The sequence below is a fragment of the Nitrosomonas sp. PY1 genome, assembly GCF_022836435.1.
Lineage (GTDB): Bacteria > Pseudomonadota > Gammaproteobacteria > Burkholderiales > Nitrosomonadaceae > Nitrosomonas.
The window spans coordinates 1,212,501-1,226,030 of sequence record NZ_BQXC01000001.1; the positions used below are offsets into that span (position 1 = coordinate 1,212,501).

Here is a 13,530-nt window from a genome sequence, read left to right on the forward strand (position 1 = left end):
TAATTTAAGAAGCGTTGCACAATCTGCTGACATCGATCGGTTGCATAAGGAAGAATTTTTTGGCTTGATCGACATCTTGTTTGATTTTTTCGGTAAGCGTTGCAAGATCAGAGAATTTTTCCTCGTCGCGTAGTTTATACAAAAAATCGACTTGTAACCGTCTTCCGTAAATATTTTGCTTGAAGTCGAATAAGTGAATTTCCAGTAATAATTGGCCATTTTCACATACCGTGGGTCGCACACCTAAACTGGCAACGGCTGGTAAAACTGTTGTTGGCGATGTATCAATTGCACCATGCACCGCCACAGCGAAGATGCCAGTTAGCTTTGGTCGATGATGGTGAATTGCAATATTTGCGGTAGGAAATCCAATTTTCCGGCCCAGTTGCTCGCCCTTGATGACGCGGCCAATTAGGCTATAAGGTCTGCCAAGAAATCCCTGAGCTGTTGCAAGATCGTTATCAGTGAGCGCTTGGCGAATCGAAGTGCTCGAAACACGCTTGCCGTCTACCAGTACGCTTGACATAGCTTCAACTTCGAAGCCATGCTGTATAGAGCGCGCTTGTAGCATTGAAAAATCGCCTTTGCGTCCAGCCCCAAAACGGAAATCGTCTCCTACTAATAACCACTTAACAGCTAATTGTTGAACTAAAATTTGACTGATAAATTGTTCCGCTGTGACTTTGGCAAAATCCTTTGTGAAGCGATATGTATGGATGTAATCCATATCTAGTCGATTCAATAACAGTAATTTTTCACGCCAGCAAGTCAGGCGGGCAGGTACGTGATCTGGAGTGAAAAACTCTCGCGGATGAGGCTCAAAAGTCATGACGCAGGCCGGGATGTGCAAATTTTTAGCAATTTGCTTTAATCGACTTAAAATGGCTTGATGACCCAGATGAACGCCATCAAAATTACCGATAGTTAATGCGATTGGTGTATTACAGCGCGTGAATGACCTTCGCCAAGTATGATACATAATCAAGGATTGATAAGAGAAACGACCGTTAAATTAAAAAGATGTTGATTTTAGCTTGTGCTCAGGCATACGGTCTAGAATCTCTTTTTGAAATTGTACGACTTTTTAACCATTGTTGCGTTTTATTGGAAGTATTTTTGAAGCACATGCTATGAATTAGCATCAAATCATAGAGTCTATATACAACAAAAACTATTAAAGAATCAGATAACGATTTATTCCGTTTTACTATCATTACACAATCTATGCCGACTCCTTTGACTTCAAGCGATGTAACTTCGGTAAATTTTACCAGTATCAATACAATCGATTCGCTACTGGCGGGTAAGCGCTGGGTTAATCCATCTATTTCATACAGCTTTCCGGATCGTGAAAGCTGGTGGTCGACCGATGAAAATTTTGGTTATGGCGCACAATCCGGTACTGGCGAACCGTGGCAAATTGAAACGACTTGGTTGACTAGTAACGATCAGGTTAATTTTGAGCGCGCGTTGCAACAATGGGCTAATGTCGCCAATGTGACTTTTAACAAAATAATTGAAACCGCAAATGAAGTGGGTGATATTCGGGTTGCTTACACGAAAGACCCGGATGAATTAACTTTGGCTTGGTCTTATTTGCCGGGTAGCAGTGTCCGGTCCGGAGATATTTGGGCGAATACTTTAGGGTTATTGAATATTCAAGATTGGAATCCTGGCACAATTTCTTTTGAAACGATATTGCATGAAATTGGCCACGCGCTAGGTCTTAAGCATCCTTTTTATAATTCGGATAAACCCGATGCCGCAACATTGCCAACATCGCTTGATAGCATCACTAGCACATTGATGAGCTATACCTACAAAGATTTGGAAGGAGTGGAAGGCAATGAGTTCTCGTTCCATCCGACCACACCGATGGTATTGGATATTGCGGCAATTCAGTATATTTATGGCGCTAATACCAGCCTTTATAGTGGTAATGATACGCATCACTATAGTGATACCGGCGTTTATCATGAAACACTCTGGGATCCGAGCGGCATCGATACCATTTTATATTCCGGAGCAGCACCTACTTACATCGATCTTAATCCTGCACATGGTTCTTTTATCGGTCAACCTGTGTTCGTGCAATCCAATGGTGTGAACGTAGGAAAACCTGTTCCGAACTTATGGATTGCAGAGGGAGCCATAATAGAAAATGCCGTTGCCGGTACAGGTAATGACATATTGATTGGAAACGGAATTGCTAATTCACTGGATGGTAACTTGGGAATTGATACCGTTTTGATATCGGGTAATCTAACGCAATACACTATCAATAAAACCGCTAATCTGAGTTATGCTGTTGTCGAAAATAACAATGCGACCAATCAAGATCAGCTCAGCAATATCGAACGTCTAACGTTTAGCGACGCCAAGCTAGCACTGGATTTGGACGGCCGTGCTGGTTGGGTAGCCAAATTGTTAGGTGCGGTATTCGGTGCTTCGTTTGTTTCAAATCAAGAATATGTCGGTATCGGATTAGTTGAAGCCGATCGGCTTGAATATCAACAGCTTGCTGATTATGCGCTCAGTGCAAAAGGTTTTACAGATTATGAAAAATTAGTTACTACGTTGTGGGCGAACTTATTCGGGAATATGCCTCCCGAAGCAGAAAAGTCATTCTACATCGGAATGCTCGAGAATCACGAAATATCAACGGGTAACTTGGCAATTATTGCGGCGGAAAGCGCTGCGAATTTGCAGAATATCAATTTGATTGGATTGACTGAAAGTGGCGTTGCATACATTTGAAATATGACAAGATGATCTCTATCGATCGAAAGATAGATGTGGTGATTTTTATTACAATGATAACGAAGCAACTTTCTTCCAAATGATTATCGATATAAAAATTGTAGATGCTCTCACACTGTATTAATAGTTTTTGTAAAAAAACGAAGAAATTGACGTTTATAGGCCAAGAAGGTATAGTGACGGCTTTCTCGGGGTGTAGCGTAGTCTGGTAGCGCGCCTGGTTTGGGACCAGGATGTCGGGAGTTCGAATCTCTCCACCCCGACCAGTTTTTCAAAGCCTTAGTATTTAGGAAAGCTCGACTAGTGCCCGTAGCTCAATCGGATAGAGCACCAGCCTTCTAAGCTGGGGGTTACAGGTTCGATTCCTGTCGGGCACGCCATGAAGGCACAATATCGTAAATTGGTTATTTAACTTGTCTACACAGGCGACTTTTCGCTTCTATATGGTGGCTGTAGCTCAGTTGGTAGAGTCCCGGATTGTGATTCCGGTTGTCGTGGGTTCGAGTCCCATCAGCCACCCCACTTTGTAGAAACTGAAATTCATCAAAATTCTTTATAAAAGAGAGCAAAGCGCTACTCGCTCGCATCTCAAATCTCTTATTCAATTTCCGTATAATTTATAGCTATGAGGAAGTATAAAAATATGTATTTGTAAGATAGAATAGTCGGTTAAAGTTATTCTCTAGGAAATTTGCTATGTCCTTACGATACTAAGCTTATTTCATTGACGTTGTTTTAGGATTAAACACTATATAGCAAATACGCATAGGAATTGAACAACAATAATTTGTATATCTGATAATAGTTATCTCTCTATTATTAAAAATATTTTCTCAACATTGGATCAAAATTAGGAGTCTAAAAATTATGTCGCAAGAGTTGCAAGTAAAGCGTATAGCTTCCTATGAACCAGAAGCTGGCGAAGAGTACATGAGTACTCGGCAATTGATATATTTTCGCAAAATGCTGGAAGACATGAAGACTGAACTCAGTAACGACATTGATCGCGCTGTGCATACGATGCAAGATGAAGCGACCGTATTTGCCGATCCCAATGATCGAGCTAGTCAAGAATCGGATATGACGCTTGAATTGCGCAATCGTGATCGAGAAAGGAAACTTATTAAAAAGATCGATGAAATTATCGGTAAGATAGAGTCAGGCGATTATGGCTATTGTGAAAGTTGTGGAATCGAAATTGGTCTTAGGAGACTTGAAGCAAGGCCAACTGCCACCTTATGCATCGATTGTAAAACACTCGATGAAATAAGAGAGAGGCAGATCGCAAAATAATCAATTATGATTTTTCTGGGCTTTGTAACTCTTTGATTTCAGACTCCGAATCTACGGTGGTTTCCGGCAGGATTACTTTCATACTCAAACGTAATCTCCCTTTATCATCCGCTTCCAATACTTTAACGCGAATCTGCTGCCCTTCGCTTAAGTGATCAGAAACATTATTGACGTGTTCACTCGCAATTTGGGAAATGTGTAGAAGCCCATCTTTTCCGGGCAAGATGCTAACAATGGCTCCGAAATCGAGTAATTTCAGAACAGTCCCATCATAAATCTTTCCAACTTCGACCTCTGCAGTGATATCCTGGATTTTCTTTTTGGCAAGCTCCCCACCCTCTGCATTAACGCAAGCGATAGTGACCTCTCCGGTATCACTGATATCAATCGTTGTATTGGTCTCCTCAGTCAATGCACGAATAACCGCTCCACCTTTACCAATGACATCGCGAATTTTTTCTGGGTTAATTTTAATTTTAATGATACGTGGTGCATGGACCGAAATATCTTCACGTGTTGACGGTAAAGCTTGTTTCATGATCTGTAATATGTGCATACGGCCTTCCTGTGCTTGTATCAGAGCTGCATGCATAATTTCTTTGGTAATACCTTGTATTTTGATATCCATTTGTAACGCGGTAATGCCTTTTTCTGTACCGGCGACTTTAAAATCCATATCACCTAAATGATCTTCATCACCTAAGATATCGGTCAGTACTGCAAAGCGATTGCCTTCTTTAATGAGTCCCATAGCGATACCTGCGACATGCGCCTTAAGTGGCACACCGGCATCCATTAATGCTAAGCATCCGCCACAAACTGAAGCCATTGAACTAGAGCCATTCGATTCGGTAATTTCTGATACAACGCGCAACGAATAACCAAATTCTTCTGGTGACGGTAGAACTGCCGCAAGTGCACGTTTTGCAAGGCGTCCATGGCCAATTTCTCGGCGTTTTGGTGTTCCGACCCGGCCTATTTCACCGGTAGCAAACGGTGGCATATTGTAGTGCAGCATAAAGCGATCATTGTAATCACCTTGTAAGGAATCAATCTTTTGTTCATCACGAGCTGTTCCTAATGTGGCTACTGCAAGCGCTTGTGTTTCTCCTCGAGTGAATAATGCCGAACCGTGTGTGCGTGGTAATACTCCGTTACGGATTGTTATAGTTCTAACATTGCGGGTACCACGCCCATCAATACGAGGTTCGCCATCTAAAATTTGATTGCGGACAATTTTTGATTCGAGTGAAAAAAAAGCTTCTTTAAAAACTTGTATGCTAGGCTGATTCTCAGTGCCGATTCCTAATTCTTCCGCCGCACGCTGACTAATTGCTTCAATGGTTTCAGAACGAACTTGCTTTTGTTTTATTTTGAAAGCTTGCCGTAAATCATTTTCAGCTACACTCGCTAATTTCTCTTGAAAAGCAATGTCTTTTTCTGGTGGTGTCCAATCCCAAACAGTCACTCCCGCTTCATCTGCAAATTCGTTGATGGCATTAATGACACTCTGCATTTGTTCGTGCCCAAAGGTTACCGCACCAAGCATAACTTCTTCAGATAATTCCATGGCTTCCGATTCAACCATTAGGACTGCTTGTTGCGTACCAGCCACAACGAGATTTAATTGTGTATCTTTGAGCTCGGAGGTTGTTGGATTAAGCACGTATTGATTATTAATATAGCCTATACGTGCTGCTCCTAAGGGGCCATCAAATGGTATGCCCGAGAGTATAAGCGCGGCTGAAGTTCCAATAATGGAAGGAATATCTGGATCGACTTCAGTGTCGGATGACAAGACTGTTGCAACAATTTGTACTTCGTTATAGAAGCCTTCGGGAAAAAGAGGGCGAATAGGGCGATCAATTAACCGGGAAGTTAATGTTTCTTTCTCCGATGGACGGCCTTCACGTTTGAAGAAACTTCCAGGTATTCTGCCTGCTGCATAGAATTTTTCTTGATAATCAACAGTTAATGGAAAGAAGTCTTGCTCTGGCTTTGTGTTTTTTGCACCGACTACGGTCACGAGTACGACGGTATCATCCATCGTAACAACAACCGCACCATGCGCTTGTCTCGCAATTTCACCCGTTTCTAATGTAAGTTGATGACGTCCGTAGGTAATACTCTTTTTGATAGATTTCAATTAACAATCCTTTTTATTGAATACTCTGAGTAATGGTGCATTAAACCATTGAATAGCAGAACCGGTTTACTGGAAAGAACAAATCTTTTAATTTGTCACTTGCTTGGTTAAATAGATAACTGACTCATGTAAGACTTTAAATATATTACTATTTACGCAAACCAAGGCGCTCAATTAAAGTTTGATACGTGCCAGCATTGCTTTGCTTAAGGTAATCCAGTAATTTTCGGCGTTTGCCAACCATACGTAATAGACCACGACGAGAGTGATGGTCTTTAGCGTGAACTTTAAAATGCTCAATGAGATCATTGATTCTATTCGTTAAAAGAGCAACCTGAACCTCAGGAGATCCGGTATCACCATTAGCTCTTTGGAAATCTCGTACAATTTGGGCTTTTTGTTCAATTGTAATTGACATAATCAGTTGTTTCTCCAACATTACCAATATAAAGAAAGAACAGAATTTTACTCCTTAAAGTTACGCTTGTCCAAACCAGATCAAGTGCAGAGCCAAACATAACCCGGTTTCAATCCAATGATCATAAAGAATCGATGCAGCTAAACTTAAAAGTACTGACGTTAAACTAGAAAATTTTTTATTTATGACCCGATGGATTAGTAAATTGGTCATTTAAGATTTGAATGTAATCATTGGCTTCGTTGATAACTTCATTGATCGTATTCTGGGTAGCGTCATTCCAGCCTGCAGGATCTCGCAAAAACATTAGGCGATACGGAGCTGTGCTTTTATTAAATGCATGAACGTATTGTTTATATGCTTCATCATCGTTGCCTAATTCAAGTGATAATTTTTTAAGCATACTATTGGCCGCGAAACGACGAATGGAGAAATGAATAACGATGATTACAGTGAATAATATTGCCGTAATTGCCAGCGCATAAGAGTCACCTTGTATAACTTTATCGCAGAATACTTTAATGAGTTCCCATGATTCATTGATGGTAATACCGATGATGGCCAGAATCGCTAGTGTGCCAAAAGTAATGCTATCGAGCAAAATGACCTTACTTTTCCATTTTTTGAGCATGTCGGAAAGCTTAGGTATGATTTGATTCTTAATCCCTTTGGCTGTTTGTTCCAGTTTTGCGACAATACGGTAAGAACGTTCGACTTCGATCTGCTGGATACGTGTATTAATATCAGCCATATCCTCTGCACGTTTTTTCTCGAAACGTTCTTTAACGCCTGGGTTTGTGATAGGCACAGCGGCATCTAAGTTATAGATGCGATAAAATCGTCCGGCTACCAAACCAACTTCGGCCAAAGAGCGCTGCCACGCAGAAACAACTTCTTCTGGATTATCTTCTTTTGCAGTAACATCGATTTGATTCAGAATATAAAGAAATTTATTGGCATCGGCTCGATTAACACTGGCTGAAACGAGGTAAGCAAGCGTATCTTGCATTGCTTTAGGTTCAGGGTGTCGAGCGTCAAAGAAAACTAACACTAAGTCAGATAAATTAATGATATGTTGCGTCAAGCGTAACGTAGATGCGCGCTGATTATCTGCATCAAAACCCGGGGAGTCGATCAATATTTTTCCGCGAACATTTTCTGATGAACAGGTTTTGAGTTGCAGATAGGCGTCAATGCGCTCCTGACCTGCTTCAGAAATTTCATCAATACTTTTACTGATTTGAAAGAATGGAAAGCGTGGATCTGCATCAAGGGCTATGCCAGGAAGAGTTTTGACTTCCTTATGATGGCTATAGCAAATGACTGTAAATTTATCATCGACAGCTTGGTTGCCAGTTCGCTGCAAGGGTAGATTCAAGTAAGAGTTTATATAAGTCGATTTGCCGGCAGAAAATGTTCCCAATACAGCTATCATTGGCCACCAAGTCACATAAGTTGCATATGATTGATCTTTTTCGAGTAATCCCATGCTATGGCCGACCTCATCAATCTTTCTAAAGCTTTTAACAGCATTTGCTAAAGTTGGATTGTGAGAATATTCGTCTGCTAAGTGCTTTTGTAAGTTTTCCAAATGCTTATTAATTTGCTCTGAGTTATATGACATGACTGTCCCTTTTCATTTTTATAAAAACTATTTGAAAAATATAAAGATATAGATATTATTTCTATAAGTTCTGAGTAACGAATTTTGATTGTTTATCGTAGAAAACTTTATTTCTTTGATTAGCATCGATCCAGCACGAAATAATATTATCATATCGTGCGCGATGTCGAATGAATCTTAATTCTAGAGATTTTTACTCTGAAAGCGTATTTGAAGAAAGTATTGATTCCAAGTTGATGATATCTGCGAGGCAAGACAAATTTATGGGAAATAGATAATGATCGCTAATTTATGGCTGGGTTTTTCTGCATGTGGAAGAGGCTACTAATGGGGCGCTATATTGTGATTGGTTTCTTAACGGTTGCGCCTTTATGGGTTACATGGCTCGTCTTTGATTTTTTATTAAAACTATTGGCGCGCATTGGAGATCCATTGCTTAAAGGGATGGCGAGGATGGTTCGGCCTTTTTCTGATCTGACCGCAACTTGGCTACTCGATTCAAATTTTCAACATGCCGTGGCTGCCTTATTGACAATAATCAGCCTCTATGGGATCGGCGTATTAGCATCTTTTGTTATTGGTAAAAAGGTCATTAGCATTTATGAAAATATTTTAGCTCGACTGCCATTGGTTCAAACGATTTATGGTGCTACAAAGCGATTCTTGAATACCATTAGTCAACCGCCCGTTACAGGGCAGCGTGTTGTTTTGATTAGCTTTCCATCCTCTAAAATGAAGGCGGTTGGATTCATTACCAAGGTAATGGAAGATAAGGAAACCGGTAGAAAACTAGCAGCCGTCTACGTGCCGACATCCCCGAACCCAACCTCTGGTTACATTGAAATTTTGCCGATGGAAGATCTCGTTTTGACGGATTGGACTACTGAAGAAGCCATGACATTTGTTGTTACAGGGGGCACGAATGCGCCGGAAAGCGTTCACTATACGAAAAACAAACCCACTCCCACACAACAGTAGAGTCAGCGGTATCCGATAATAATTTTGGATTTTAAGGTAGTAGATACGGAAGCGTTTTAATTTGAATCACCGGACCTAACAATGAGCCCCAATGAATCTCTCCTGCCTCAACGCTACTTTGTTGAATGACCGCTAACACATCGTAACCATCATGTGATTGCGATGTTGTTGCATTGACAATACTGCCACAAGATTGATCGGCGCTATCAGCACAGTATAATGAATCACTCGGGTTAACGATGTCGCTAGTAGTAATGTGACATAGATACATACGTCGCTTGAGTTTTCCTAAATATTGCGTACGAGCAACGATTTCCTGTCCTGGATAGCAGCCCTTTTTAAAGCTCAAAGCACCGATGGCATCCAAATTAATCATTTGAGGCAAAAATTTTTCTTGTGTTTCCATTAGTACTACTGGAATTCCAGCTTGAATGGTTAAATGGTTCCAGTATGCGATATCAGCAATCTGTATTTGTTGATGTAGATGCTCCCAGGTCGCTATGGCATTGGTTGAGGGTGAAATAAGTTGTATCCTGTTACTCGCTAAACAGAGAAAAGCGTGATCATTAAGGTCTACAAATCGCAGCGGTTGATTAAGCGTTGGGAGTGATGTAAATAGCCTGCCTAGAGTTTGCGAGAGATGAGAGCCCGCTAGACCTATGCATGTATACTCCTGACTAACATTTTCAATGATTACCTTTGCTCGTAGTTTATAGAGTGATAGCCTTTTCTGTAGTGATTCGCAAAGATTCTTAGGTAGCTGGAGAATATAGCGATGTTTGTATCGAAATAACAAAAAATTGACCAGAACGCGCCCTTTGGGTGTGCAATAGCCACCATACGAGGCTTGATGCTCAGAGACTTCACGTACGTCGCATGTCAGTTGATTCTGTAAAAATGTACCGGCATCTTCACCCGAAAACTGAATTAGCCCATAGTATTGTGAAAGGTCAATCATGACGGTTTTTTCAATATTCTCTAAAGACATTGTTTCAATGTGTATCTGAATGAATGGTGGAGTTATTAGTCATGTTGTTAATTTATTAGAATAATTCATAGGATTAGTACCTTAATTTACACGCCAATGACTGCTCTAAAAAATTGCTTATAGCGCTTATTAATTCTTTCTGAATTCTGCCAGTATTTCAATATGAGGCGTATGCGGAAATAAGTCGATCAGTTGAATCTCATTAATGATCCATCCGTTTTGTTTGAAAAACCACGCGTCTCGCGCAAAGCTTTCAGGGTTGCAGGAAATATAATAAATCGTTTTCAGAGAAGAGAACGCAGTAAAAAAACTGTGATGTGTTTTTAGTCCGCAGCGTGGTGGATCCAAAATAAGCGTATCTGCATCCATGACAGCTTTCTGTAGCTCTTTCCAAATAAAAGATTTAAAAAGATTACTGAATAGGGCTGTTACTTTTGGTAATCGTTTTTGTTGTAAAGCTTGTATCGCATGCTCTTCATACTCATAGGCAATAATAGATGTGCAAGTTGATTTGGCGATGATTTCAGTGAAATTTCCTGAGCCGCAAAAAAGTTCAATGACTTTTCCTAACGTAGTATGCGCGGCAAGCTTGTTTTGCAGCCAATTCCTCATGTGCAAATTTTGTAATGTATTACCTTGTTTAAAAGGTCTCTTTTGATTGACGATTAATTTATTAGGTTGCATGTCGTCATCAAACTCGATGAAATGCCGATTTTTCTGTAAGTCTATAGAGCCTTGCCAAGCTGGATTGGGTAATTGGTCGAGAATATCTTTTAACAATTTTCTACAGCTATCATTAAGCACAATACAGTCTTGAATCGGTGCGATATTATGAGAATTTTCCGAGATAAAACCAAGAGCTATTCCATCTGTTTTAACTTGACAGCGATTGCGATAACCATATACCTGTTCAGAGGGTAGAATGGATTCAATGCTGAATTGCTGGTCTTCAAAGCCAACTCTTTTCATAGCGTATAGGAAACGATTTTTTTTCTGCTCCAATTGGCTTGTGTAATCTGCAATCATCCAGGGGCAACCAGTACACGATGTTTCTTGCAAGCTTACATAGGGGCATGCCGGTTGCTGTCTATGTGCTGAAGGTTGAACAAGTTGAGTTAATTTTGCGTAAGCAAATTTTTTATTATTGAGTATTTTATTTGTGACTTCAAATTCTCCGATATCACCAGGCCATGCGCCATAAACAAAATAAGATAGGTTATTTTCAGAGTTTTTGACGACACCTAGTCCTTTCTGCGATAAATGTGTAACAGTGCCTTTAAATTTCATCCGAATGATGTTTTTAAATGAGAGAGAGTGATGTTAAGATCTTACCAGTCTTGCCAAAATGTTAAGAAAAGCTCTTACACTTTTACGTATTGGCGGCTAATTTAAGTTTACTGCAATTTCTTATCATACAAAAATCGTGTATCCAATCTCCTCAAAAAATGAGTTATAAGATGATAAAAGAGAGATACCTGTGTAGATATTGTATCAGGAGCGCTCTTGTTTGCCTTGATCCATAAGTTTAATCGGAGTATGGATTACTCCAGTTTTATTAATTGACTGGTGAAGAAATATTCCTTGAATAAGAAAAAGCTTGCTGACAGGCAGCTATGGCGAATTAATGAAACTGCTTCCGTAAGTGATGAAAGTAATTACCAATACCTGATAACCTTCGTCGATGGAAAACATACCTTTCCCCAAACGAAAGCTTCCACTAATAGGCCATGCACTCATGTGCCTGGTCGGAGTATTTTCATTAATTTTTTTAGGCTTGTTTGTCTATGGTATTAACCTTCACATCGCCATTTTCTTGGCAGTTATTTGGGCATGTGGGCAAGCACGCTGGATTGGCTATTCACTCGATGAAATTCGGCTAATGATGAATGACGGCATCGCTAAAGCGCTGCCTGCTATTTATATTTTTTTGCTGATCGGTACGGTTATCGCCAGTTTTATGCAAAGTGGCACAATTGCTAGTTTGTTGTACCACGGTATTGATTGGTTGAGTCCATCGTGGTTCTTGGCTGCGGGGTTAATCCTTTGTAGCTTTATGTCGGTTGCAACAGGTACATCATGGGGGACTGTCGGTACGATAGGGGTTGTGTTAGTCGGTATTGGTGAAGCAATGACGATTCCTTTGCCGCTGGTTGTGGGAATGATTGTTTCGGGTGCAACTTTTGGCGATAAGCTATCGCCTATCTCAGATACTACTAATCTTGCTGCGATGAGTGCGGGAACTAGCCTATACCGGCACATAGGTGCAATGCTCTATACCACGGTTCCAACTTTTATCATTGTACTTGTGATTTTCGTTGTTTGGGGGATGCAATATGAGAGTCACGCGTTACCAGCCGATCAAATCAACACCATTCGCAATGCTTTGCTGAGCGCTTATCGTTTGGATTTTTGGATCACGATCTTACCATTGTTGTTGATGTTTACTTTGAGTATCAAGCGTTATAGCGCCGAGATGAGTATGCTATGCGGTGTGATAACTGCGGTTTTGATCGCGGTCAGTTATCAAGAAAAAAATCCGATCGATGTAATGAATGCGCTATGGTTGAATTCGCCAGGACAAACCGGAATTGAAAGTATCGATGCATTATTGGGGCGCGGCGGTATTTACAGTATGGCTTGGACGCTATTACTATCGATATTGGCGTTGGCTTTGGGGGGGGTTCTACACCATGCAGGTTTTTTGGAAGTACTGGTCAAGGATGTTATAAAACATATTCAAAGAGCCGGTACATTAGTTGCTACCACGATTTTATCTGGATTGCTTGGCAATATGGCGATGGGTGAGGCTTATATTTCTATTATCTTAAATTGCCAGCTATTCAAACCTGTCTATCAACAACAAAAAATTGACCGCGCGGTATTGTCCAGATCAATAGAAGAAGGAAGCACGCTAACGGCCGCACTCATTCCGTGGACTACAACGGGAACTTTTTATGCTGCCACATTGGGAGTTTCTCCATTGGATTATGGTGCTTATGCATTCCTCAATTTACTCAACCCATTGATATCAATCATTATGGTTGCATTTGGTATCGGATTATTGCAGTATAAGAAGTGAATGATCGCAATTGCGAGCTGACAATAACTATCAATGCTTCTAGTTCCGAGTTTTATGGCGTTATGCGATGCGATGCCAATTTCAGCTTCATCAACCAATAGATACGATATAGGGATCGTAGAATGATATATATAGTGCACCGTATAATTGCTATAGCGCCGACTGCGAGCAAGCTCCCGCTTGATACTCGAAAGAGTACAAAAGAGTACAAAAGAGTACAAAAGAGTATTTGGTGAGCTAATTC

The 13,530-nt window shown here is 40.5% G+C and carries 10 protein-coding genes and 3 tRNA genes; 7 read left to right on the forward strand and 6 right to left on the reverse strand.

What is annotated here, in order from left to right; all coding sequences use genetic code 11:
• Positions 1-4: 4 nt before the first annotated feature.
• On the reverse strand, positions 5-979 hold the full coding sequence (locus W03_RS05710; protein ID WP_244072058.1) for a bifunctional riboflavin kinase/FAD synthetase: 975 nt from the start codon (positions 977-979) through the stop codon (positions 5-7).
• A gap of 245 nt (positions 980-1,224) precedes the next feature.
• Between W03_RS05710 and W03_RS05715 the strand changes: the two genes are divergently transcribed.
• The 5 genes from W03_RS05715 (at position 1,225) to dksA (ending at position 4,053) form a co-directional block, all read left to right on the forward strand.
• On the forward strand, positions 1,225-2,757 hold the full coding sequence (locus W03_RS05715; protein ID WP_244072059.1) for a M10 family metallopeptidase: 1,533 nt from the start codon (positions 1,225-1,227) through the stop codon (positions 2,755-2,757).
• Positions 2,758-2,949: 192 nt separating this feature from the next.
• Positions 2,950-3,026: transfer RNA gene (locus W03_RS05720), tRNA-Pro, on the forward strand.
• A 37-nt stretch (positions 3,027-3,063) separates the two neighbouring features.
• Positions 3,064-3,140 (forward strand) — tRNA-Arg (locus tag W03_RS05725).
• A 66-nt stretch (positions 3,141-3,206) separates the two neighbouring features.
• Positions 3,207-3,282, forward strand: a tRNA-His gene (locus tag W03_RS05730).
• 345 nt (positions 3,283-3,627) lie between these two features.
• Positions 3,628-4,053 carry an RNA polymerase-binding protein DksA gene (dksA, locus tag W03_RS05735; RefSeq protein WP_244072060.1) on the forward strand — a complete coding sequence of 142 codons (426 nt, stop codon included), beginning with the start codon at positions 3,628-3,630 and terminating at the stop codon, positions 4,051-4,053.
• Positions 4,054-4,057: 4 nt separating this feature from the next.
• Here dksA and pnp read toward each other — a convergent pair whose 3' ends face one another.
• The 3 genes from pnp to W03_RS05750 all read right to left on the reverse strand — a co-directional run bounded on the left by pnp (position 4,058) and on the right by W03_RS05750 (position 8,241).
• Positions 4,058-6,199: a polyribonucleotide nucleotidyltransferase gene (gene pnp, locus W03_RS05740; RefSeq protein WP_244072061.1), complete on the reverse strand. Its 2,142-nt coding sequence runs from the start codon at positions 6,197-6,199 to the stop codon at positions 4,058-4,060.
• A 148-nt stretch (positions 6,200-6,347) separates the two neighbouring features.
• On the reverse strand, positions 6,348-6,617 hold the full coding sequence (gene rpsO, locus W03_RS05745) for a 30S ribosomal protein S15 (RefSeq protein WP_244072062.1): 270 nt from the start codon (positions 6,615-6,617) through the stop codon (positions 6,348-6,350).
• Between the two features lie 178 nt (positions 6,618-6,795).
• Complete coding sequence (locus W03_RS05750) at positions 6,796-8,241, reverse strand: dynamin family protein (protein WP_244072063.1); 1,446 nt, start codon at positions 8,239-8,241, stop codon at positions 6,796-6,798.
• 327 nt (positions 8,242-8,568) lie between these two features.
• Here W03_RS05750 and W03_RS05755 point away from each other — a divergent pair, with 327 nt between their 5' ends.
• Positions 8,569-9,219, forward strand: coding sequence for a DUF502 domain-containing protein (locus tag W03_RS05755; RefSeq protein WP_244072064.1), 651 nt, complete (start codon positions 8,569-8,571; stop codon positions 9,217-9,219).
• A gap of 31 nt (positions 9,220-9,250) precedes the next feature.
• On the opposite strand, the gene W03_RS05760 is transcribed toward W03_RS05755, so the two are convergent.
• Both W03_RS05760 and W03_RS05765 read right to left on the reverse strand, forming a co-directional pair.
• Complete coding sequence (locus tag W03_RS05760) at positions 9,251-10,177, reverse strand: folate-binding protein YgfZ (protein WP_244072065.1); 927 nt, start codon at positions 10,175-10,177, stop codon at positions 9,251-9,253.
• Positions 10,178-10,336: 159 nt separating this feature from the next.
• Positions 10,337-11,494 carry a class I SAM-dependent RNA methyltransferase gene (locus W03_RS05765; RefSeq protein WP_244072066.1) on the reverse strand — a complete coding sequence of 386 codons (1,158 nt, stop codon included), beginning with the start codon at positions 11,492-11,494 and terminating at the stop codon, positions 10,337-10,339.
• A gap of 394 nt (positions 11,495-11,888) precedes the next feature.
• On the opposite strand from W03_RS05765, the gene nhaC reads away from it, so the two are divergent.
• Complete coding sequence (nhaC, locus tag W03_RS05770; protein WP_244072067.1) at positions 11,889-13,286, forward strand: Na+/H+ antiporter NhaC; 1,398 nt, start codon at positions 11,889-11,891, stop codon at positions 13,284-13,286.
• Positions 13,287-13,530: the final 244 nt, after the last annotated feature.

Bases quoted from the DNA above. Each gene is read 5' to 3' on its own strand.
- W03_RS05710 (WP_244072058.1), bottom strand. From the start codon at position 979: ATGTATCATACTTGGCGAAGGTCATTCACGCGCTGTAATACACCAATC.
- W03_RS05715 (WP_244072059.1), top strand. From the start codon at position 1,225: ATGCCGACTCCTTTGACTTCAAGCGATGTAACTTCGGTAAATTTTACC.
- dksA (WP_244072060.1), top strand. From the start codon at position 3,628: ATGTCGCAAGAGTTGCAAGTAAAGCGTATAGCTTCCTATGAACCAGAA.
- rpsO (WP_244072062.1), bottom strand. From the start codon at position 6,617: ATGTCAATTACAATTGAACAAAAAGCCCAAATTGTACGAGATTTCCAA.
- W03_RS05750 (WP_244072063.1), bottom strand. From the start codon at position 8,241: ATGTCATATAACTCAGAGCAAATTAATAAGCATTTGGAAAACTTACAA.
- W03_RS05755 (WP_244072064.1), top strand. From the start codon at position 8,569: ATGGGGCGCTATATTGTGATTGGTTTCTTAACGGTTGCGCCTTTATGG.
- W03_RS05760 (WP_244072065.1), bottom strand. From the start codon at position 10,177: ATGATTGACCTTTCACAATACTATGGGCTAATTCAGTTTTCGGGTGAA.
- W03_RS05765 (WP_244072066.1), bottom strand. From the start codon at position 11,494: ATGAAATTTAAAGGCACTGTTACACATTTATCGCAGAAAGGACTAGGT.
- nhaC (WP_244072067.1), top strand. From the start codon at position 11,889: ATGGAAAACATACCTTTCCCCAAACGAAAGCTTCCACTAATAGGCCAT.